This is a genomic window from Rhodococcus sp. GB-02 (assembly GCF_053470465.1).
The window spans coordinates 682,789-703,276 of sequence record NZ_JBPUKE010000001.1; the positions used below are offsets into that span (position 1 = coordinate 682,789).

At 61.7% G+C, this 20,488-nt stretch carries 22 protein-coding genes and 1 tRNA gene; 17 read left to right on the forward strand and 6 right to left on the reverse strand.

From position 1 onward, the window contains the following. The first annotated feature begins 109 nt into the window (after positions 1-109). Entirely contained in the window at positions 110-697 is a 588-nt protein-coding gene (locus ACSW29_RS03275; protein ID WP_230816634.1) for a putative glycolipid-binding domain-containing protein, read from the forward strand. An 11-nt stretch (positions 698-708) separates the two neighbouring features. Here the strand turns inward: ACSW29_RS03275 and ACSW29_RS03280 are convergent, their stop codons facing one another. Further along, the gene (locus ACSW29_RS03280) at positions 709-1,683 is read right to left on the reverse strand and encodes a prephenate dehydrogenase (protein ID WP_317826808.1); all 975 of its coding nucleotides are present in this window, start codon (positions 1,681-1,683) and stop codon (positions 709-711) included. A 48-nt stretch (positions 1,684-1,731) separates the two neighbouring features. On the opposite strand from ACSW29_RS03280, the gene ACSW29_RS03285 reads away from it, so the two are divergent. The 4 genes from ACSW29_RS03285 to ACSW29_RS03300 all read left to right on the forward strand — a co-directional run bounded on the left by ACSW29_RS03285 (position 1,732) and on the right by ACSW29_RS03300 (position 3,210). Continuing rightward, the gene (locus ACSW29_RS03285; protein ID WP_230816633.1) at positions 1,732-2,271 is read left to right on the forward strand and encodes a tRNA adenosine deaminase-associated protein; all 540 of its coding nucleotides are present in this window, start codon (positions 1,732-1,734) and stop codon (positions 2,269-2,271) included. Further along, on the forward strand, positions 2,272-2,733 hold the full coding sequence (locus ACSW29_RS03290; RefSeq protein WP_230816632.1) for a nucleoside deaminase: 462 nt from the start codon (positions 2,272-2,274) through the stop codon (positions 2,731-2,733). It abuts the gene before it with no gap. Positions 2,734-2,871: 138 nt separating this feature from the next. Further along, positions 2,872-3,063 carry a CsbD family protein gene (locus ACSW29_RS03295; protein WP_003943869.1) on the forward strand — a complete coding sequence of 64 codons (192 nt, stop codon included), beginning with the start codon at positions 2,872-2,874 and terminating at the stop codon, positions 3,061-3,063. 56 nt (positions 3,064-3,119) lie between these two features. Next, positions 3,120-3,210, forward strand: a tRNA-Ser gene (locus ACSW29_RS03300). Between the two features lie 354 nt (positions 3,211-3,564). Here the strand turns inward: ACSW29_RS03300 and ACSW29_RS03305 are convergent. Next, positions 3,565-3,738 (reverse strand): hypothetical protein, encoded by a 174-nt coding sequence (locus tag ACSW29_RS03305; protein WP_230816631.1) that lies wholly within the window; start codon positions 3,736-3,738, stop codon positions 3,565-3,567. Between the two features lie 246 nt (positions 3,739-3,984). On the opposite strand from ACSW29_RS03305, the gene ACSW29_RS03310 reads away from it, so the two are divergent. The 3 genes from ACSW29_RS03310 to ACSW29_RS03320 all read left to right on the forward strand — a co-directional run bounded on the left by ACSW29_RS03310 (position 3,985) and on the right by ACSW29_RS03320 (position 5,481). After that, positions 3,985-4,668 carry a YceI family protein gene (locus ACSW29_RS03310; protein ID WP_230816630.1) on the forward strand — a complete coding sequence of 228 codons (684 nt, stop codon included), beginning with the start codon at positions 3,985-3,987 and terminating at the stop codon, positions 4,666-4,668. 123 nt (positions 4,669-4,791) lie between these two features. Next, a complete protein-coding gene (locus tag ACSW29_RS03315) occupies positions 4,792-5,142 on the forward strand; it encodes a YidH family protein (protein ID WP_317826603.1) in 351 nt (116 codons plus the stop codon). After that, positions 5,143-5,481: a DUF202 domain-containing protein gene (locus tag ACSW29_RS03320; RefSeq protein ID WP_411742538.1), complete on the forward strand. Its 339-nt coding sequence runs from the start codon at positions 5,143-5,145 to the stop codon at positions 5,479-5,481. It abuts the gene before it with no gap. On the opposite strand, the gene ACSW29_RS03325 is transcribed toward ACSW29_RS03320, so the two are convergent. Then, complete coding sequence (locus ACSW29_RS03325; protein WP_230816628.1) at positions 5,447-6,388, reverse strand: sterol desaturase family protein; 942 nt, start codon at positions 6,386-6,388, stop codon at positions 5,447-5,449. The genes ACSW29_RS03320 and ACSW29_RS03325 overlap by 35 nt on opposite strands. 128 nt (positions 6,389-6,516) lie before the next feature. Between ACSW29_RS03325 and ACSW29_RS03330 the strand changes: the two genes are divergently transcribed. Beyond that, entirely contained in the window at positions 6,517-6,972 is a 456-nt protein-coding gene (locus ACSW29_RS03330) for an RrF2 family transcriptional regulator (RefSeq protein WP_230816627.1), read from the forward strand. A 13-nt stretch (positions 6,973-6,985) separates the two neighbouring features. Here the strand turns inward: ACSW29_RS03330 and ACSW29_RS03335 are convergent, their stop codons facing one another. After that, entirely contained in the window at positions 6,986-8,098 is a 1,113-nt protein-coding gene (locus ACSW29_RS03335) for a GGDEF domain-containing protein (protein WP_317826601.1), read from the reverse strand. 251 nt (positions 8,099-8,349) lie between these two features. On the opposite strand from ACSW29_RS03335, the gene ACSW29_RS03340 reads away from it, so the two are divergent. The 5 genes from ACSW29_RS03340 (at position 8,350) to ACSW29_RS03360 (ending at position 15,984) form a co-directional block, all read left to right on the forward strand. Further along, entirely contained in the window at positions 8,350-8,991 is a 642-nt protein-coding gene (locus tag ACSW29_RS03340; protein WP_230816625.1) for a TetR/AcrR family transcriptional regulator, read from the forward strand. A gap of 42 nt (positions 8,992-9,033) precedes the next feature. Next, the gene (locus ACSW29_RS03345; protein WP_317826600.1) at positions 9,034-11,388 is read left to right on the forward strand and encodes an MMPL family transporter; all 2,355 of its coding nucleotides are present in this window, start codon (positions 9,034-9,036) and stop codon (positions 11,386-11,388) included. Positions 11,389-11,508: 120 nt separating this feature from the next. Further along, positions 11,509-13,242: an ABC transporter ATP-binding protein gene (locus ACSW29_RS03350; RefSeq protein ID WP_317826599.1), complete on the forward strand. Its 1,734-nt coding sequence runs from the start codon at positions 11,509-11,511 to the stop codon at positions 13,240-13,242. Further along, positions 13,239-15,170, forward strand: coding sequence for an ABC transporter ATP-binding protein (locus tag ACSW29_RS03355; protein ID WP_308371776.1), 1,932 nt, complete (start codon positions 13,239-13,241; stop codon positions 15,168-15,170). Before ACSW29_RS03350 ends, ACSW29_RS03355 begins: the two co-directional genes overlap by 4 nt. A gap of 70 nt (positions 15,171-15,240) precedes the next feature. Continuing rightward, entirely contained in the window at positions 15,241-15,984 is a 744-nt protein-coding gene (locus ACSW29_RS03360; RefSeq protein ID WP_007731643.1) for an IclR family transcriptional regulator, read from the forward strand. A gap of 5 nt (positions 15,985-15,989) precedes the next feature. Here the strand turns inward: ACSW29_RS03360 and ACSW29_RS03365 are convergent, their stop codons facing one another. Further along, complete coding sequence (locus ACSW29_RS03365) at positions 15,990-17,171, reverse strand: multidrug effflux MFS transporter (protein WP_081557232.1); 1,182 nt, start codon at positions 17,169-17,171, stop codon at positions 15,990-15,992. A 7-nt stretch (positions 17,172-17,178) separates the two neighbouring features. Then, on the reverse strand, positions 17,179-18,030 hold the full coding sequence (locus ACSW29_RS03370) for an alpha/beta fold hydrolase (protein WP_046377785.1): 852 nt from the start codon (positions 18,028-18,030) through the stop codon (positions 17,179-17,181). A 101-nt stretch (positions 18,031-18,131) separates the two neighbouring features. Here ACSW29_RS03370 and ACSW29_RS03375 point away from each other — a divergent pair, with 101 nt between their 5' ends. From ACSW29_RS03375 to ACSW29_RS03385, 3 genes are all read left to right on the forward strand, one after another. After that, positions 18,132-18,617: an FAS1-like dehydratase domain-containing protein gene (locus ACSW29_RS03375; RefSeq protein WP_448276462.1), complete on the forward strand. Its 486-nt coding sequence runs from the start codon at positions 18,132-18,134 to the stop codon at positions 18,615-18,617. Continuing rightward, positions 18,614-19,012 (forward strand): acyl dehydratase, encoded by a 399-nt coding sequence (locus tag ACSW29_RS03380; protein WP_448276463.1) that lies wholly within the window; start codon positions 18,614-18,616, stop codon positions 19,010-19,012. Before ACSW29_RS03375 ends, ACSW29_RS03380 begins: the two co-directional genes overlap by 4 nt. Before the next feature lie 81 nt (positions 19,013-19,093). Then, positions 19,094-20,383: an aromatic ring-hydroxylating oxygenase subunit alpha gene (locus tag ACSW29_RS03385; protein ID WP_046377787.1), complete on the forward strand. Its 1,290-nt coding sequence runs from the start codon at positions 19,094-19,096 to the stop codon at positions 20,381-20,383. Positions 20,384-20,488 lie beyond the last annotated feature (105 nt).

The window sequence follows — 20,488 nt, forward strand, 5'->3', positions numbered from 1 at the left end:
CCTTACATCGAGATCTTCGGGGCCGATCGAAGTCCCTGAAAGGTCCCTGATCCGAGCAATAACCCGAACCAGCGGTGCTCCGCGCCCGTTCGTCCATTACCGTGGTCGGGTGAGCATCCAACCTTCCGGTGACGCGTCCTGGCCCGCGGTATTGACCTGGCAGGCCCACAACGCTCCTCGTATGGAGTCTGTTCGTGTGCAGCTGAACGGAAATCGCATCAAGGCTTCCGGCCGAATCATCGGTGGAGCCTGCAGCGAGCACCCGGCATTCAGCGCGTCATACGACCTGGTCACCGACGAGGCCGGCATCACTCGCAGGCTCTCCGTGCGGACCGCCTTGGCCGCCGGTGAGCGTCAGATGTCGATCAGCCGGGACGAGGAAGGTACCTGGATGGTCGAGAACGGCGCCAGCCATCAGCGCTCGGCGTTCGACGGTGCACTCGACGTCGACGTGATCCTCAGTCCGTTCTTCAACACGCTGCCCATCCGCCGCGTCGGTTTGCAGAACGACATCGAAGACGCCGAGGTTCCGGTCGTCTACGTCAACCTTCTCGACCTGCGCGTCGAGGGTGCGACCATCACGTACAGCTCCGGCACCGACGGAATCAGTGTGCTGTCCCCGGTGTCCAGCTCGACGCTGTCCGTCGACACCGAAGGCTTTGTCCTCGACTACCCGGGTCTGGCAACTCGTATCTAGGTTTCGTATTTCTAGGTTTCGGATCGCCGGATGACGCCGCCGCGTCGACCGGCGTCTCGCATCCGGTCGATCCAGTCGGGTTCTCCGACCTGAACGTCTTCGATGTCCCACCGCTCGTGTGACTCGTAAGCGCCGCGCGCCGCGAACCCTGCGTCCACCAATCGTGCCGTCGAGCCGTTGTCGAGCAGATCGGTACGTGCGCCCTGCAGAAGGTCGAGCGCTTCGTCCAGCGCGACCACCAGGGCGTCGCGGTTGCCCTCACACATCGCCCGCACCAGGCCGGGTGCGCTTCCGGCCACGCGAGTGCCATCGCGAAATGATCCGGCAGCCAGCCCGAGTGCCAGTTCGCCGCCGGCCGCTCCCGTGATCGCAAGTGTTTCCGCGAGCAGGTGGGGCAAGTGCGAGATACGCGCGACTGCTCGGTCGTGCTCCAGAGATTCGGCAGGCACGACCACCGAGCCGCAGTCGAGCGCGAGATCGGCGACCTGCGTCCACACGTCTGCGTCGACGCCGTTGTCGGTGGCAACGACCCATACCGCGTCGACGAACAGATCGGCATCCCCGACCGCCCAACCCGAAGCTGACGTCCCCGTCATCGGATGACCGCCCACGAACTTGGCGCTCAAGCCCGCTCGTTCGACCGCGGCCTTCACTTCACCCTTGACACTGACGACGTCCGTGATCGGATTGTTCGGTGCATGCGCGGCGATTGCCTCCAAGGTGGCGTCGACGGCAGGCATCGGCACGGCGACCACGATGATCGCGCCGCTCTCGTTCGCTCTCTGCAGCACTGAAACTAGATCGGTGTCGGCGTCGAAACCGTCGGCTCGGGCCGCGTCGGCGGACTCACTGGAACGGTTGTAACCCCACGCCTGACGGCCGGATCGGACGGCGGCACGAAGTAGCGAACCGCCGATCAATCCGAGGCCGAGAACGCAGACTGGTGGGGCGGAATCGATCGCAGACACGAGTTCAGGTTGGCACATCGATGCTCGGACTTCACTCACTGGCACCAGGCGGGCTACCGTTGCGCCATGGGTGCACAGCGCGCGGGTAACAAGAGCGCCTCTTCGAACCAGTCGGAGGAGCTTGAAGGCTTCGGTGTCGCGGTGGTCCGTGAAGAGGGGCGTTGGACGGTCAAGGCACTGACGCCCGACGCGTTGACCTCGCTCTCGGCCGCCGAAACGCAGCTGCGTGAGCTGCGAAGTTCGGGTGCCGTCTTCGGTCTTCTCGACGTCGACGACGAGTTCTTCATCGTGTTGCGTCCGGCCCCGTCGGGCACGCAGTTGTTGATTTCCGACGCGACTGCCGCCATCGACTACGACATCGCAGCCGACGTCCTCGACGCCTTGCACATCGAGATCCCCGATATCGACCCGGACGACCTCGACGATGTCGAACCCTGGGAAGAGGGCGATCTGTCCGTCCTCACCGATCTGGGCCTGCCGGAACCCGTACTCGCCGTCATCGCGGCCGAGACCGATCTCTATCCGGACGAGCAGTTGGGGATGATCGCGCAGCGACTCGGGTTCGCGTCCGAGTTCGGCGCAGCGCTCGACAAGCTCCCGCGCTAGATGACTCTCGCTGACGATCAGCGCATGATCCGTGCGGCCATCGTGGCTGCGCGCTCCGCTTCCGACGCCGACGTCCCGGTCGGCGCCGTGGTGTTCGACGGCGACGGCGTCGAAGTTGCTCGCGCCGCCAATGCCAGGGAAGCGTCGTCCGATCCGACCGCGCATGCCGAGATCGTCGCGTTGCGTGCTGCCGCAAAAATCTACGGCGACGGTTGGCGACTGGAAGGCGCGACGCTGGCCGTCACCCTCGAGCCCTGCACGATGTGCGCGGGCGCGCTGGTCCTCGCCCGGGTTTCCAGAGTCGTTTTCGGGGCGTGGGAGCCGAAAACCGGTGCCGTCGGATCTTTATGGGACGTAGTTCGAGATAAAAGATTGACCTACCGGCCGCAGGTGCGCGGCGGGGTCCTCGAGGACGAATGCGCTGGGCTTTTGGAAGATTTCTTCCGTGAGCAGCGAGCCTGAAATCGGTATTCCCCATCGAGAGTGATCGCACACTCGGGTAGCCGGAACCGGTGAACGAGGGCATGGTGGAGGCAGATGTCGTCAGGGCATCGGCGGATCGTCGGAAGGCGATTCGTTCGCGTTCACAGAGGAGTACTCATGGGAATCGCAGACAAGGCTCAGAACAAGGCCGAGGACCTCGGGGGCAAGGCCAAGGAAGCTGCTGGCAGCGCTACCGGTGACCGGGACCTCGAAAACGAAGGCAAAGGCGACCAGGTGAAATCGGCCGTCAAGGATGCAGGCGAGAAGGTCAAGGACGCCGCGTCCAGCATCAAGGACAAGCTCACATAATACCGCTCCACCTGGCGATTTCGGCCACGGGCACTCCATCCGGTAAAGTCACCAACGGTGGCGTGTCCGAGCGGCCTAAGGAGCACGCCTCGAAAGCGTGTGACGGGTAACCCCCGTCCGAGGGTTCAAATCCCTCCGCCACCGCCAAAGCTCCCCACCTGTTCACGCAGGTGGGGAGCTTTTTTGTTCGTAGACCTCGATGCGAGCGCTGCCGACTGTCGGGGACGGACACGCTCCGGCTGAACTATCGGGCGACCGGCCAGGTCGAAGCCCGTGTCCATGTGTGTCGAAGCCAAAGTGAGTTCGACACGCAGACCTGATCAGCCGCCGGGCGGATCCGTCGCTCCGAACGTATTTCGTAATCAAGGAACAAACATTCGGATTGGGCAGAAATCCGCCATTCGGACGAAGGTGGCTCCCGACCTCGGGGGAGATCGGGAGCCACACTCGTTCTTATAGGGGAGGGACGCCCTCCGGTGACATTCCCAGGTTGACGAGGTTTCAGGAGCGGCGGGCGATCCACTCCGCAGCGGCGGCATCGATGTCCTGCTTCAGCTTTTCGAAGAATGACGGTGACGGGGTAGGGATCAAATCGGCTGCGGCAGTCAGTGATTGACTGAGGGCGATTCGGCGCTCACGCAACTCGTCGTCGCTCAGGAGGCTCAGGTCCGGCATCGCGAGCCCCCTCGTCCAGTGTGATACGTGTTTCGGCAGACCGTGCGCATCGGGATCGATGCATGATTCGACGCGCACGGCCGGTGCATTCCAGGCTGGGGGCCGGAATGCAAAATCTACTTTACCAAATGATTACTAATCGTTGCGGACAGCACCCTCGTCTTCAGTTGCTGCGGAGAGCTTTCACAGCGTTCTCCCAGGTGTTAAGTCCTGACAACCGTTGAAGCTGCAACTATCGTCGAACCCATGAAAAAGATCTGGTGGATCGGTGGAGCAGTGGTTGTGGTCGTACTCGCCCTGCTCGTGGGGCCGTGGGCGTACGGGAAGTTCATCGCTGAGGACGATGCACCGGCGGCCGTAGTGTCCACTCAGGGCGCAGAGGCGGCGTCCGGATCCATCGACGGACAGTGGACCGTCGTCGCAGGCCAGGGAGACAACCAGACGGCAGCCGGGTACACCGTGCACGAGATTCTCAACGGATCGAGTGTGACCGTCGTCGGAACCACCGGCGAGGTGAGCGGAAACGCCACCGTCGAGGGCGAGAAGCTCACGGCCGGCGAAGTGACCGTGCAGGTGGCAGGCATCAAGACCGACTCGGATCGGCGCGATGGCCAGTTCACTGGCAATGTGATGGATACCAGCACCTACCCGACGGCGACGTTCACGATCGACTCGCCGGTGGACCTGTCGGCCGTGCCGGCCGACGGCACAACTGCAACGGTCACGGTGTCGGGAACCTTGACACTCAAAGGCCAATCCAAGCCGGTATCGGTCGACATGACTGTGCTGCACTCGGGGGATTCTCTGATTGCTTCGGGCTCGATTCCGGTCACCTGGACCGATTTCGGTGTCGAACCCCCGTCGCTCGGCTTTGTCACCGTCGACGGCAGTGGCTCGGTGGACTTCCTGGTCTCGCTCGCCGCGAACTGAATTACGTCCACCCGATTCGCACTCCTTCGGGGCGGGTAGGGAAGATTAAGGACATGACCTTCCTTTCTTGTTGTCCGTTCCGAAGGCTGCGGGCGAATTCTGCCGGGACGGAATGAATAGGTGATGCCCCGATGGAGGCCGTTCCGAACGGGTGAAGACCCCGATCCACGGTTCACCCTCGCCAACGAGCGGACATATCTGGCCTGGATCCGCACAGCGACGGCCTTTGTCGCGTCGGGCGTCGGACTCGAGGCCTTCGGCGGCGACATCCTCAACCCGACGGTTCGCGTCGGCTTGGCCGCGTTGCTGCTCGTCGGCGGCGCTCTGATCGCCATCACTTCTTTTGTCCACTGGATCAGTGCCGAGCGAGCGCTCCGTGCCGAGCGCTCGTTGCCGGTGCCGCTGATGGCGCCGGTGGTCGGCATCGTGCTGGTGATCTGCGCGACAGTCCTGGTGGTCGAGGTTGTGAACTGATTGACCGCGCTGGAACCTTCGGAAGGACTCACGCCGCCAGATAGGGGCCTACAGTCCGAGCGCACATCGCTCTCGCTCGTGCGGACGAGTCTGTCGATCCTCGGCTTGTCCGCCGCCTGCCTGAGGTGGTTGCCGCCGTTCGGTTCGTTGGCCCTGATCGGGCCGTCCCTCGCTGCGATGCTTGTCGTTGCGGTGATGGTTTACGAACGTCGGTCGCGGCCCAGACGGTTGGCCCAGTTCTCAGCTGAAAAGGCAACGCCTGCTTTGGGTATGGGAGCAGCGCTCGCGCTGAGTCTTCTGTTGCTCAGTGCGACGGGGCTGTGGATTCTGTTGACGTGACTGCAGCTTTCGGCGCCCAGCCCGGAGGGCCGAATACGTAGCCTGCTCGCTGCCGCCACGAGGTCGACGCCTTCCAATCACGGGCGATGGCAGCGTATTCGCGCGTTTGGAGCTTCCAGATGTTGTACGTTCCCACCGGTGTCGTGAGTCCGTAGGTGGGCCTGTGGGTTTCGGCCGCAAATGTGCCGAACATCCGGTCCCAGATGATGAGGATCCCGGCGTAGTTGCGGTCAAGGTACTCGGCGTCGGAACCGTGGTGGACGCGATGATGTGAGGGTGTGTTGAAGATGAATTCGATCGGGCGCCAGAGCTTTCCGACACGCTCGGTGTGGACGAAGAACTGGTAGACGAGGCTGACGGAGAAGCCGACGAACACCATCCACGGCGGAATCCCGAGGAACGGTAGTGGCAGCCACATGATGATCTCGCCGCTGTTGTTCCACTTCTGCCGCAGCGCGGTGCTGAAATTGAAGTACTCGCTCGAATGGTGAGCCTGGTGCGTAGCCCAGACGACTCGAACTCGGTGCGCGATGCGGTGATACGCGTAGTAGAGGACGTCGATTCCGAGCAGCAGGATTACCCAGGTGTACCAGGCGGTGGGCGACAGATGCCACGGCGCGAGGTACACCCAGATCGCCGAATAGCCGATCAGGGCCAGCGCTTTCCAGAACGTGCTGGTGGCGATCGACACCAATCCGAGGAGGATGCTGGTCCGAGCGTCGATGTGGCGGTATCCACCCTGCGCGGGCTGTGCGCGTCCGTCGGCATCGTCCGGATGATCTTCGAGTGCGCGGGCGGCGAACCACTCGATGCCGAGGAAGATGACAAACGCGGGGATTGCGAGCGTGACCGGGTCATGGAGTGGTTCGAGCAGTGACCGCCATGACTCGACGAGGGTTTCCCACACGCTATTTGTCCTATTCTCTCGCTCTGGTCGTTACATCATGCATCAATGTGTAACATCGCGGAACCTTTTGCGAGAAGTATCTTGCGGGTTTGTTGCGACTTTCCATAGAACAATGGTAGGAATTGCCGGTGCATATCACCGCGAAGGTGGACTACGCCGTGCGGACTCTGGTCGAGCTTGCGGCAGTCGGTCCGGACCCGGCCAAGGCCGAGTTTCTCGCCAAATCCCAGGTCATACCCCACAAGTTCCTGGAAGCGGTGCTCTCTGACTTGCGGCGCGGCGGCCTCGTCAACAGCCGCCGCGGCCCGGACGGCGGGTACTGGCTCGCTCGGTCCGCGGACGAGATCACGATTGCCGACGTCATCCGCGCTGTCGAAGGACCGCTTGCCTCGATTCGGGGCCAGCGACCGGAAGACGTCGACTACGGGGGACCGGCAACACCGCTCAAAGAGGTGTGGATTGCAGTACGCGTCAACCTTCGCGCCGTGCTCGAAAATGTCAGCCTCACCGATGTCGCAGGCGGTGAATTGCCCGACTTCATTCACGAACTGACGGCAGATCCCGAAGCGTGGAATCGGCGCTGATGCAGCGCGATTTTCAGACTGTCCGCCTGGGACGCGGAACAGTCGTAGGCGCAGTGTTGGCCGCGTTGCCGCCCGCGGCTTTCGCCTCGTACATCAGATGATCGGCCGCAATGATCGCTCGGGAGAACTCGTTGTAGTCGAATTCCTCCTGGTGCGGGATGAAAGGTAGCGTCGCTGCTCCGACGCTGACTGTGGACAGCGGACTGTCAGAAGTGCTCACTACTGCTTTGGGTAGGGTTGCGATTCGTTTGCGCAATCCGTACGGGGTGCCGATCATCACGACGGTGAACTCCTCGCCGCCCGTGCGCGCGGCGTAACCGAAACCGTTCACATGCTCCTGAAGGCGCGTTCCCGTCCGGATGATGACGGCGTCACCGACCTCATGACCGAACGTGTCGTTCACCGCCTTGAACTTGTCGATGTCGACAACGGCAACAGCGATGTCGGCACGATTCACCGACGCGACCGACCAGATATGCTCTGACATCTCCCACAGTCCGCGTCGGTTCAGGAGACCAGTGAGTGCGTCTACTTTGGATCCCGTTGCGCGCGAAAGTAATTGTCGCCAGCTCAACTGAATCGTGGCCGGAATGAAGATCACGGCACACAGTACGATGTCGGTGCGCGCGATCACGCTGGTTGCCGAGTACTCGTTGTTCGTCAATCCGAGAACGGTCAGGGCGATGACAAACGTCGTGGTGAAGGCCAGGTGGAAGGTCAGCCAGCGATAGTCGAGGAAATACGTGAAGTAGGCGCCGGTGGCGACAAAAAGGACTGCGCCGAACAGCGCGGTGTTGGGACTGGAGTATGCGATGACAGTGGAGGCGGTGCCGATATCCGCCCACAGTCCGTAGAGCTTGAGCGCGCGTCCCCCTTTGATTCGGCCGGCGAACCAAAGGAAAGTCGGAATCAAGTTGATCGTCGCGACGCCGACCAACCAGGCGCGCGCAAATGGTCCCTCGGGGCCTTCTGTGCTGAAGAAAAAGAGGTAAGCCACGAGCGAGAAATTGAGGGAGCAGAATCCGATGGTGAGGTGCGCGAGACGCAGGACCGTGCCGCGTCCGGTCTTGGAGCCCCACACCATGACCGAGGATGAAACCGGCCAGGTATGCAGGAGCGGATCCATCAGCTTCCTTCATCGAACTCGTTGTGGTTAATGATTAGCAAAGTATGTCAGCCTCTGTTGATATGCGTGTCAACTTGAGTCGTGATGTCATGCAGTGTGTCGGGTCGGAAACTTCTCCGGTCGTCTTGTCCAGGCATTTGGCGAGTAGGGGTGTGAGCCACACCTCGATGTTCCGGGTGGTGTGTTCGATTGCACAATCTTGCAGAGCTCTGCAAAGTTGCAGAGGTCTGCAAGATTGGTACCGTGTTGGAGTGATCATCGAACCAGGCCTGCGCGACCGCAAGAAGGCAGCAACCCGTGCCGCACTCAGCGGTGCGGCGGCGCGGCTGGCTCGCGCGCTGGGAATCGAATGCGTCACCGCTGACGCAATCGCATCCGAGGCCGGAGTGTCGACGAGGACATTCCACAACTACTTCTCCAGCAAGGAAGAGGCAGTGCTCGCCAGTTTCGAGGAATCGGTGACTTTGTGGATCGAGGCGCTTGCAGCCCGGCCCGCCGACGAACCTATCCTCGACGTGCTCGAAAACCTTGTGGTCGAAATCGTGAACGACTCAGGTCCGAGTGGGAGTGAGAAGGCGAGTATCTGGCTGCTGTCGGATTCGAGTCCCGCGCTCTATCGGGATGCCGCAGACATGCATCAGCGGATCAACCGTGCAGTCGTTCAGGCCTTGGCGGAACGTACCGGTACGGACGCCGAACGGGACCTCTACCCGACTCTCCTCCTTGGAGCGGTGGGTGGAGCCGCTAAATCGGTAATCGACATCTGGACTGGCGGAAAGTCGGAGGCCTCCAGTCCGGAAGAACTGGTCCACGACGCTTTTCGGCAGATTCGTGCGGGATTGCCCGCACCGCCACCGCGTCTCGGAGGCACCGCTTCTGAGATCCACTCGTAAAACCTGTCCACGTACACGCACCGAAACAGCAAGGAGCCCGTCGTGGCCACGTATCTTTATCGGATCGGCAAGTTCGCCTATCGGCGAAAGGGCGCGGTCCTCAGTGTTTGGCTGATAATCCTGGTCCTGATGGGTGTCGGGGCGGCAACGCTGTCCGGCCCCACCAAAGATTCCTTCTCCATTCCGGGAACGCCGGCGCAGCAGGCCCAGGACTTGATGGCTGAGCGGTTCCCCGGTGCTCCCAATCCGATGGATTCGCTGAGCGCCCGATACGTCGTCGAGGCTCCGGCAGGTACAACCCTGGCTGACCCGGCGAACGTCAAGGCCATGGACGAGATGCTCACGAGTATCCGCGGCATCGACAAGGTCGCCGACTCTGCCAAGGTGGACCCGGCAACTGCCACTCCGGAACAGGCCGCGAAGGCGCTGGTCAATCCGGTTGCCGGCAACGACTCCATGGTTGCGATGTTCAAGGAAAAGGCAGCTGCCGCTGGAACTTCCGAGACGCAGGCCGTGGACGACGCGCGTGCGTTGTCCCCGCTCAGTGCCGATGGAACGGTCGGGTACGTCGAGGTTCCGTTCAGCGGTGACTTCGCCGATCTCGACCAAGCCTTGCGTGATTCGATCAACTCCGCAGCCGATGTCGGGCGAGCTGCGGGGCTCAATGTCCAGGTCAGTGGTTCGGCTGCGCAGGAAGCGGAGATGCCCGGTGGTGTCACCGAGCTGATCGGCATCGCCGTTGCCGCCGTCGTTCTAGCCATCACGTTCGGTTCGCTTGTGGCCGCGGGGCTTCCGCTCCTCACCGCAATCATCGGTATCGCTATCGGCAGCCTCGGAATCACTGTCGCCACCGGGTTCATGGATCTCAGTTCCATGACTCCGACCCTGGCGATCATGATCGGCCTGGCGGTAGCGATCGACTACTCGCTGTTCATCATGTCCCGGTTCAGGCATGAGCTCACGCTCACCGACAACCGTGCCGAAGCAGCTGGCCGCGCTGTCGGAACTGCCGGTTCCGCAGTCGTATTCGCCGGTTTGACGGTCATCATCGCGCTGGTCGCGTTGCGTGTCGTCGGTATCCCGTTCCTCTCGGACATGGGTGCGGCAGCAGCCTTCACCGTGCTGATCGCGGTCCTGATCGCTTTGACCTTGCTGCCCGCGATCCTGGGTATGTTCGGGCGCAAGGCTTTTGCCGGCAAGATCCCCTTCCTCAGCAAGCGTGCTGAGGAGTCTGAAGACCAGGATTCGGGCAAGCCGAAGTTGGCCCTGCGATTCATCAACGCCGTCGTCCGTCGTCCGCTCGTTCCGCTGATCGGTGGTGTAGTCCTTCTGGGTGCATTGGCTCTACCCGCAACAGGATTGAGCCTCGCGTTGCCGTCGGAGGCCACCGGTGACCCGGCTACGAGTGCGCGTCAGGCATACGACCTCATCGACGAGGGCTTCGGTGACGGCCGAAACGGACCGCTGATCGCCGTCGTCGACGCCAAGGATGCCAGTGTTTCTGCCGAAGAGGCGTTCGCGGAGGTTGTCTCGACCATCTCGAGCTTCAGTGACGTCCAGAACGCACAGGTCATCGGGGTCAACGACGCCGGCACTACCGCACAGGTACTGATCACTCCGAAGAGTGGTCCGACAGATCCGGCAACCATGGACCTGGTGTCCAGCCTCCGCGGAGCCGAATCAGGACTCAACGATTCGATCGGCGTCAGCTACGGCATCACCGGTCAGACCGCACTCGAAGGCGACGTCTCGGACACGCTGAAGGATGCACTGGTGCCCTACCTTGCCGTAGTGGTCGGCCTTGCATTCATCTTGTTGCTCTTGGTGTTCCGCTCGATCCTGGTTCCACTGACTGCGACGCTCGGCTTCCTGCTCAGCGTGCTCGCGACATTCGGTGCGACGGTGGCGATCTTCCAGCACGGTTGGTTGGGCATCATCTCGAACCCGCAACCGCTCGTGAGTTTCATGCCGATCTTCCTGATCGGCGTGGTGTTCGGGTTGGCGATGGACTACCAGGTGTTCCTCGTGACGCGTATGCGTGAGGAGTACGTCCACGGTGCAACCGCGAAGGAGGCCGTGACCATCGGCTTCAACCACGGTGCCCGAGTGGTCAGTGCGGCCGCGGTCATCATGATCTCCGTGTTCGGCGCCTTCATCGCAGAACCGAACTCGTTCATCAAGTCGATCGGATTCGCGCTCGCTGCGGCAGTGTTCTTCGACGCCTTCATCGTGCGAATGGTGATCATCCCGTCCGTCATGGCACTGCTCGGCGACAAGGCGTGGTGGCTGCCGAAGTGGCTGGACAAGATTTTGCCGAACGTCGACATCGAGGGCGAGAAGCTCAGCAAGGCCCTCCGTGACGAGAAGGAAGCGGAACTGCAGTCCACATCCGCTTGACCGCTTGACCGCTGTGCGCCTTTATTAACCCCCCGCGGTTAATAAAGGCGCACAGCTGTTTTCCCGGTATCGAAATATCCAGCGGCACATGTCGGCCAGGATTGGTAACCTTCGCTCACTATGCTGATCAGGCTGCTGCGCACTTATCTGACGCCGTACCGGGGTGAACTCACGGGCGTTGTCGTCCTGCAGTTTATTTCGACTATGGCGGCTCTTTACCTTCCGAGTCTCAACGCCGACATCATCGACAACGGCGTGACCAAAGGCGACACCGGCTACATCCTCTCCACCGGCGGGATGATGCTCATGGTCACGCTGACGCAGATCCTGTGCTCGGTGGGTGCCGTCTTCTTCGGTGCGCGAGTCGCCATGGGCGTCGGACGCGATCTCCGGGCTTCGGTGCTGCATCAGGTCGGGACATTTTCGGCCCGAGAGGTCGGGCACTTCGGTGCGCCTTCGCTGATCACCCGCAACACCAACGACGTCCAGCAAGTGCAGATGATGGTCGTGATGAGTTGCACCATCCTCGTCATGGCGCCGATCATGTGTATCGGCGGCATCATCATGGCTCTGCGCCAGGACCTGAATCTTTCCTGGATCCTCGGGATCAGCGTCCCGCTCCTCGTAGTCTCGATGGGTTTCCTGATCGCCCGGATGGTCCCCGGATTCCGGGTCATGCAGGGCCGCCTCGACGCCGTCAACCGTGTTCTTCGCGAACAGATCACGGGCATCCGCGTCGTCCGAGCGTTTGTACGGGAACCGTACGAGGTAGAGCGTTTCGGCGACGCCAACCGCGAACTGACGGAGACTGCACTCGGCGTCGGCCGCCTCATGGCACTGATGTTCCCGCTCGTGATGCTGATCAGCAATGTCACCAGCGTCGCGGTCATCTGGTTCGGTGGCCATCAGATCAACGAGGGCTCGATGCAGATCGGCTCGCTCACCGCGATGCTCAGCTACATCATGCAGATCCTGATGGCCGTCATGATGGCCACCTTCATGGCGGTGATGCTGCCGCGTGCGTCGGTGTGCGCCGAACGTATCTCCGAGGTGCTCGACACGGATTCGTCGGTGATTCCGCCCGAGAATCCGGTCCGAGAACTGAAGGACCCGGGAGTCGTCGAACTTCGTGGAGCTCAGTTCCAGTTCCCCGGAGCCGAGGAGCCAGTGTTGCGCGACATCACCTTCCGCGCCGAACCAGGCAAGACGACGGCGATCATCGGCGGCACCGGTTCGGGAAAGACCACTCTGCTCAACCTGATTCCGCGTTTGATCGACTCCACCTCCGGATCGGTATCGGTGGGCGGCGTCGACGTCCGCGACATCGACACGGAGCTGCTCTGTTCGGTGATCGGTCTGGTCCCGCAGAAGCCGTATCTGTTCTCCGGCACTGTCGCCACCAATCTCCGCTACGGAAACCCCGAAGCTACCGACGAATGGCTGTGGGAGTGCCTCGAGATCGCCCAAGCTGCCGACTTCATCCGCGCCATGCCCGAAGGCCTGGACACACCGGTGGCACAAGGCGGTACGACGGTATCGGGCGGTCAGCGTCAGAGACTCGCCATCGCCAGAGCGTTGGTGCGTAAGCCACAGATCTATCTGTTCGACGATTCCTTCTCGGCACTCGACCTCACTACTGATGCGAGGCTGCGTGCGGCGCTCCGGCCGGTCACGCAAGACGCCTGCATCGTCGTTGTCGCGCAGCGTATTTCCACCATCGTGGAAGCCGATCAGATCATCGTGCTCGACGACGGCGCCATCGTGGGGATCGGCACGCACGACGAACTCGTGGTCAGTTGTCCCACCTACGGCGAAATTGTCGCCTCTCAGCTAGCCGTACAGGACGCATCATGAGCAATCGACCGACTTCCTCGCCTCCCATCGGCCCGCCCGGCGGCGGCGATCCCACAAAGAAGGCCATGAACTTCGGCCCTTCGCTCAAACGTCTCCTTGGACGCTTGAGCCCCGACAAGCCGATCGTCGTCCTGATCTTCGCTTTGGTGACCGCAAGCGTCGTACTTTCCTCGATCGCTCCGAAGATCCTGGGAAACGCCACCAACCTGATCTTCGACGGAATCGTCAGCAAGCAACTCCAGCCGGGGACGACAAAGGAACAGGCTGTCGAAGGATTGCGCGCTTCGGGGCAGGGTCAGCTCGCCGACATGGTGTCCGGCATGGCAGTTGTGCCTGGAACCGGAATCGATTTCGACGCCGTCGGCAAGGTCTTGATGATCGTGCTGCTGCTGTTCGTCTGCGCGTCGCTGTTCAGTTGGCTGCAGGCGTATCTGCTCAACATCGTGGTCCAGCGAACCGTTCGTCGTCTGCGTGAGGACGTCGAGCAGAAGATTCACCGACTTCCCTTGCGGTACTTCGATACCCATGCCCGCGGTGATGTTCTCTCACGCGTGACCAATGACATCGACAACGTCGCGCAGAGCTTGCAGCAGACGCTCAGCCAGTTGGTCATGTCGGTGATGACCGTCCTGGGCATTCTGGTGATGATGCTGTGGATCTCACCGCTGCTCGCCTTGATCGCGGTGGCAACTGTTCCGCTGTCGATCATGGTCACGGCGTTCATCGCGAAACGTTCGCAGAAGCACTTCGTCGCGCAGTGGAAGAGCACCGGCGGAATCAATGCACAGGTCGAGGAAGCATTCAGCGGTCACGAGTTGGTCAAGGTGTTCGGCCGCCAGCACGAGGTCGAGGAGCGCTTCCGCAAGCAGAACGAGGATCTGTACGAGTCGAGCTTCAAGGCGCAGTTCATCTCCGGTCTGGTCATGCCGGCCGTGATGTTCCTCGGCAACCTCAATTACGTTGCCATCGCAGTGGTGGGTGGCATGCGCGTCGCATCCGGAACGATGACGCTCGGCGACGTGCAGGCGTTCATCCAGTACTCGCGTCAGTTCACCCAGCCGCTCACGCAGATCGCGTCGATGACAAATCTGCTGCAGTCCGGTGTCGCTTCGGCCGAGCGTGTTTTTGCGCTGCTCGACCAAGACGAGCAGTCGGAGGACCCGAAGGGCGCGAAGTCGCCCACGGTTGACAAGGGCCGCGTCAAGTTCGAGAACGTCACCTTCAGTTACAAGCCGGAACAGCCGCTGATCGAGGACCTGTCCCTGACCGCCGAGCCTGGCCAGATGGTTGCCATCGTCGGCCCAACCGGGGCAGGCAAGACCACCCTCGTCAACCTCATCCTGCGGTTCTACGAACTCAATTCGGGCCGAATCACTTTGGACGGCATCGATATCGCCGACATGACGCGAGACGATCTGCGTTCACGCATCGGCATGGTTCTGCAGGACGCGTGGCTGTTCGGTGGAACCATCCGCGAGAACATCGCGTACGGCAAGCCCGGTGCCACCGACGAGGAGATTCGTCGCGCGGCCGAGATGAGCTACGTCGACAAGTTCGTGCACTCTCTGCCTGAGGGTTACGACACGGTCATCGACGAGGAAGGCAGCAACGTCAGTGCCGGCGAGAAGCAGCTCATCACCATCGCCCGCGCCTTCATCTCGCAGCCGTCTATTCTGATCCTCGACGAGGCGACCAGTTCGGTGGACACACGCACCGAACTACTGGTTCAGAGCGCCACCGCGGTTCTGCGCAGTGACCGCACCAGTTTTGTCATCGCGCACCGTCTTTCGACAATTCGTGATGCGAACCTGATCGTGGTGATGGAGGAAGGCCGGATCGTGGAGCAGGGGAGCCATGAGGCTCTGCTCGAATCCCGCGGCGCGTACTTCCGTCTGTACAACAGCCAATTCGTGGGCGCGGAGATCTGATGCCTCAGTAGACTGGAGCAGACTTGGTCCGCTGGGTGGACCACATTCTGTGTACTGGAGGCGCTCGGCGATGCATTCGTTGCTGGGGAAAGCGCGCCTGATACTCGATTCCTTCGATGCGGATTCGGGTGCGCTGTCGCTGACCGAACTTGCGAATCGGAGTGGTGTTGCGAAGGCGACGGTGCATCGAATAGCCGGTGAACTGGTGTCTCTTGGTCTACTGGAACGGGTCGGAACCAAGTACAGGTTGGGGTTACGGCTCTTCGAACTGGGGCAGTTGGTTCCTCGTCAACGTATTCTGCGCGAGGTGTCCTTGACGTATGTGCAGGATCTTCACGCGGCGACCCGGGAGACGGTTCACCTCGCGATTCGCGACGGCCTCGATGTTCTGTACATCGACAAGATCTCCGGTCATCACGGGGTGGACCTGCCGTCGCGGGTGGCTGGCCGGCTGCCGATGTATGCCACGGCAACCGGCAAAGCAATACTCGCGTACTCACCGGATTCCGTTTTTCGAGCGGTGACAGGCAACGGATTTGTCGAGTTCACCGATCGGACGGTGAACTCGGAAGACGGGTTACGTAGGCAACTCGACGCTGTTCGTTCGCAGCAGTTGGCGGTCGAGACCGAAGAGGTTCGCCTGGGAACATCGAGTATCGCTGCCCCGATCTTCGGTGGACTTGGTGAAGCAGTTGCCGCGATCGGTGTGTCGAGTCCGCGGTATCGAATGGATACCGAGCGTTTTGCCGAACCGTTGCGCGCGGCGGCCGAAGGGATCAGCCGGAAGGTATCGGTTCTCGAACGCTCGGCATAACCGTTTTATCGACGCACGCAGAGCAGCGCGATCACGCCGAGAACCGAAGCCCCGGTCATGGAGATGGCCACGGCAAGACTGGTGTTGCCGAGAAGGCCGACGATGGGCGCAACCACAGCGGCAGCGCCGAACTGCGCAAATCCGATCAGCGCGGCTGCTGAGCCTGCGGCTTCTCCGTGACGGGACAGTGCAACCGCCGGTGCGTTGGGCATGACAAAACCCGTTGCGCAGAGCATCAGCAGGATGGGGACGGCAAACCCGACGAATCCCCACGAGTCGGTGGCGGCAACAACAACAAATGCAGCGCCGACGGCACTACTGCCCCACATTGCCCAGATCGTGATGGAATTCGGCGACCACCGGCCGAGAAGCACGACGTTGAGCTGGGACGAACCGATCAAAACGACGGCGCCGCCGGCAAAGGCAAATCCGTATGCGGTGGCGCTCAGTCCGAACTGTTCCTGCATCACGTAGGACGACGCGGCGATGTACGACCACAAAACGCCGCGGCCGAGACCGCACACGAGCACCAACACCATGAAGTGGGCATCCTTGCCGAGCGCAATGTAGTTTCGCGCGATGGCGCCGATGCCCTTGCCCGACCGATTCTCGGGTGGAAGTGTTTCCGGCAGCGATACTGCCGCGAGTGCGATCATCGCGATGCCCAGGATGAAGAGAGCGAGAAAGACTCCGCGCCAATGTGTTACGGACATCAGTGCCCCGCCGATGGAGGGGGCCAGGATGGGCGCTACGCCCATGACCAACATCAGCCGCGAAAGTACAACTGCCGCATCGTGTCCGGTGAATAGATCACGAACGATTGCCATCGCGATCACGCCTGTCGCGGCGGCGCCGAAACCTTGAAGGGTTCGCAGCGCAGTGAGGACTTCGATGGACGGAGCAAAGAAGCAGGCCAACGACGCGCCGACGTGAATTACTGTGCCCACGAGCAGGGGACGTCGACGTCCGTAGATGTCGGACAGTGGGCCGATGAGCAACTGGCCGAAAGCCAGACCCAGCAGTGTGCCCGTCAGGGTCAGCTGAACCATCGTGTCCGAAGTGCCGAATTCCTGCGTGATCTGTGGCAGCGCAGGAAGATACATGTCGACGGTGAACGGCCCGAGGGCGGTGAGAATTCCGAGAAGCAGTACCAATCGGATCCGTGCACCGCCCGTCGGGGCGATCACCGTTCGTTCAGTTGTGCTGTTGGTCAAGGAAACCCGAAACTACACTGTAGTAGTCGTATGGTCGTTCTTCCTGAAGATGATGCGACGCCTTGTCCATGATGTAGAGATGGCCATGGGGAATCATCCGCGCCAGCATGAGCGGGTAGTCCGGGGTGAGGAATGCGTCGTGCATGCCCCAGGCGAAGAGCGTCGGCGCCTGGATCTGGCCGAGTTCAGCTGTGAGATCCTGCCAATCGCCACGAGGTGAGTCCGCCGAGGCAGCCAGGGCCATTTCTTCGGGGTCGAGACTTTGCTCGTATCGCATCTGGAGGGTTTCGGCGGGCAACTTCGATCCGTCGAACCATTCGAGACTGGTGATCAAGGTGCGGAGTTTTTCGAGGGTGGGACCGGTGCCGCCGTAGTAGAGGTCGCGGGCGTTGCGGCCACGCCGGCCATCCTCGGGGAGCGGCGCGAGTGGACCGTAGAAGACGGGCATGCTGCCCGTGATCACCAGGGAGCGAACGCGTTCCGGGTACTTTGCCGCAAGATTGAGCGCTATGGTGCCGCCCCACGAGTTGCAGACGAAGTCTGCGCGTTCGATTCCGAGTTCGTCGAGCAGGGCAACCATCTTGGCGGCGTGGAAGTCCCACATTGGGCCGGCGATGGTGCACTTGTCGGACCGACCGTATTGCAGCAGATCAACGAGAATCGCTCGTCGATCCGAGGCGAAGAGCGGTGCCACCGGCCCGAAGTCGGACCACGCAGTGCAGCCGGGGCCGCCTCCGTGCAGGAAAATCGTGGGGTCGCCCTCGCCGAGGTCGTAGTAATGGAATGTGACGCCATCTGCTTTGGCGTACAAGCTCTTCGGTTGATCAGCCATGGCTATACCTGACCTCGAGGTGAGCGGTATGGGAAGTATCGCGGTCCGGCAGGCGAACCCGGTTCGTGGCTGTGAGACTTCCGAATGCCTAGCGTGCTGGCATGAGAACAGAACTCGAGCACGCGCGTGATCGCGCGGAGGCGATGATCGGTACGCGGGAAACGCGAGAGTTGGGAACGGTGCGTCCGGCGGAGTCGGTTGCGTTTGCGGTTGCCACCGCCGAGACGGACCCCCGGTTTCTCGACCCGGAGCACCCGGCATTTGCCGTCCATCCGATGTATCTGCCTTCGCTTTTGCGAGGACCGCAAGGTGGCTCCGATCGAGAGTACCGAGCAGACGGCATGTTCCGTGACGAAGTGCCGGGCACAGACGGTATCGACGTGCGCTTGATGGCCGGCGGGCAGAGTGTGACTTTCTTGCGACCGGCCCCGCTGGGTGAGGCTGTCGTCGTAGGGCGAGTACTCGATACCGTGACGACCAAGGGCCGGGCTCCGGACGAGTTTCTGCTGCTCTCGGTCACCAAGACTTACCAGGGTGCGCAGTCCGGCTCATTTGCCGAGGTCGTCGAGAAGTTCATCGTCCGATGACCGAAACAGTAGTCGTGGGCACGTCGATCGAATCGGTGACCTTGGTCTGCGATCCGGTTCGGATCCTTCGATTCGGGGCGTCGACGCACAATTCGCACCGTATTCACTACGACGCCTCCTATGCGCAGACGGAGGGGTTGTCCGCACCGGTGGTCATGGCCCAGTTGCAGGGCACGCTGTTCTTTCGTGCCGCGTCACACTTTGCCGGTGGATACGAAGGAGTTGTGTCCGTCTCCTGGCAGAATCGTGCGCCCGCGCCCGTCGGAACCACACTCGAGGTGTCGGGTGAAGTGTCCCAAATCGACAGTGACCAACTAACTTTGGCATTGCGGGAGCATTCGGACAATGGCGTGCTGTGTGCCGTCGGAACCGCTGTGGTGGTCCGGGTCTGCTGAGCGAACCGAATCCATTGGCGTAGACCGCAATCTCACCCAAGATCTGTTTCATTCAAACGTTCAGTGTCGAGAGGACTTCACATGACTGGTGTCGAGGCGTCGGAAGCCACGTTCGCGCTGCCCGAGCGGCCACGAGCGGCCGGTCGGCAGGATTGGACGGCATGGCCGGGTTACAACGCAGCCGGCAGCGGATACCGCGGTTACTGGTACCCGGTCACGTGGTCGAACCACATCACCAAAGACCCCAAGAGCTTCACCATCTGTGGTGAAAAGCTGGCGATCATCCGCGACGCAGGCAAGGCATATGCCCTGCACGATCGGTGCCCGCACCGCGGCGTTCCGTTGTCCGAGGGCGATCAGCAGTTCCCGGGAACCGTCAGCTGCCCGTACCACGGCTGGACGTACCGGCTCACCGACGGCAAGCTGGCCGCGGTCATCACCGACGGTCCGGATTCCAAGATCTGCGGCAAGCTGAACGTCCAGACCTATGCGATCGAGGAGCGACTCGGTCTGGTGTGGGTGTACATCCCGATCGCCAACGAGCCGGCGCCGTCCATCGACGACCAGTTGCCGCGTGAGCTGGTGGAGAACAAGGGTATCGTCGGTGGTCGGATTCAGCCCCGAGAAGGCAACTGGCGCTTCGCATGTGAGAACGGTTTCGACGAGGGACATGCGAAGTACCTGCACCGCACCGCATTGTGGCGTCTGTTCAAGCCGATGCCCACGTGGAACATCACGAGCATCGTTCCGGAGGGACGCTGGATCTACCGCGTGCAGGAAGAGGTGTACTGGGAGGCGGAATTCCCGGGCGTGGGAACCTGGACGAACAAGCGGTGGTGGAAGAAGAAGCCGGACGAGACCCAGATTTCGCAGATCGGAAACGTCGGCGCCGGCCTGGATGTCAATCCTGTGATCGCAGCTCAGAACTTCCCCGGTTTTGCTTCACTGTCCATGCCGGGTGTCCTGCGCATCGCGTACCCCAAGTTCATTCACTACGAGTTCTACGTCCCGGTGGACGAAGACAACCACAAGTACGTCGGCCTCATGGTCAACTTCGTCTCCGGCGCAGCAAAATTGGGCTTCTACGCCAAGTACCTCGGCGCGATCCGCTGGCTGTTCCACGGTCAGTTCTCGGGTCAGGATGCGTGGATGGTCGAGGTCACCGACGCGCCGCCGGAGAAGCTGTACCGACCGGACGTGTCGCTGACGACGTGGCGAAATCTGGCAGAGGAAGAGTACGCCGAGAAGATCGCCGACGCGGCCAAGCACACCCCCAAGGCGCCGGTCAGGCCCACCCGAGAGCGCCGGACGCCAACGTCCCGCTCGGCCCCTGTCGCCGACGCTCAGATTCCCACCGGCACCAGCGAATAGGAGAGATACATGTTCAAGATTCTGACGGCTGTCGCTATCGGTGCCGCTGTTGCAGTGGCAATTCCCAAGCTGTGGCAGCTGGCCGGCGAGCGCAGCAATACTCAG

Bases quoted from the DNA above. Each gene is read 5' to 3' on its own strand.
- ACSW29_RS03280 (WP_317826808.1), bottom strand. From the start codon at position 1,683: ATGTGCCAACCTGAACTCGTGTCTGCGATCGATTCCGCCCCACCAGTC.
- ACSW29_RS03285 (WP_230816633.1), top strand. From the start codon at position 1,732: ATGGGTGCACAGCGCGCGGGTAACAAGAGCGCCTCTTCGAACCAGTCG.
- ACSW29_RS03290 (WP_230816632.1), top strand. From the start codon at position 2,272: ATGACTCTCGCTGACGATCAGCGCATGATCCGTGCGGCCATCGTGGCT.
- ACSW29_RS03295 (WP_003943869.1), top strand. From the start codon at position 2,872: ATGGGAATCGCAGACAAGGCTCAGAACAAGGCCGAGGACCTCGGGGGC.
- ACSW29_RS03305 (WP_230816631.1), bottom strand. From the start codon at position 3,738: ATGCCGGACCTGAGCCTCCTGAGCGACGACGAGTTGCGTGAGCGCCGA.
- ACSW29_RS03310 (WP_230816630.1), top strand. From the start codon at position 3,985: ATGAAAAAGATCTGGTGGATCGGTGGAGCAGTGGTTGTGGTCGTACTC.
- ACSW29_RS03315 (WP_317826603.1), top strand. From the start codon at position 4,792: ATGCCCCGATGGAGGCCGTTCCGAACGGGTGAAGACCCCGATCCACGG.
- ACSW29_RS03335 (WP_317826601.1), bottom strand. From the start codon at position 8,098: ATGGATCCGCTCCTGCATACCTGGCCGGTTTCATCCTCGGTCATGGTG.
- ACSW29_RS03350 (WP_317826599.1), top strand. From the start codon at position 11,509: ATGCTGATCAGGCTGCTGCGCACTTATCTGACGCCGTACCGGGGTGAA.
- ACSW29_RS03355 (WP_308371776.1), top strand. From the start codon at position 13,239: ATGAGCAATCGACCGACTTCCTCGCCTCCCATCGGCCCGCCCGGCGGC.
- ACSW29_RS03360 (WP_007731643.1), top strand. From the start codon at position 15,241: ATGCATTCGTTGCTGGGGAAAGCGCGCCTGATACTCGATTCCTTCGAT.
- ACSW29_RS03370 (WP_046377785.1), bottom strand. From the start codon at position 18,030: ATGGCTGATCAACCGAAGAGCTTGTACGCCAAAGCAGATGGCGTCACA.
- ACSW29_RS03375 (WP_448276462.1), top strand. From the start codon at position 18,132: ATGAGAACAGAACTCGAGCACGCGCGTGATCGCGCGGAGGCGATGATC.
- ACSW29_RS03380 (WP_448276463.1), top strand. From the start codon at position 18,614: ATGACCGAAACAGTAGTCGTGGGCACGTCGATCGAATCGGTGACCTTG.
- ACSW29_RS03385 (WP_046377787.1), top strand. From the start codon at position 19,094: ATGACTGGTGTCGAGGCGTCGGAAGCCACGTTCGCGCTGCCCGAGCGG.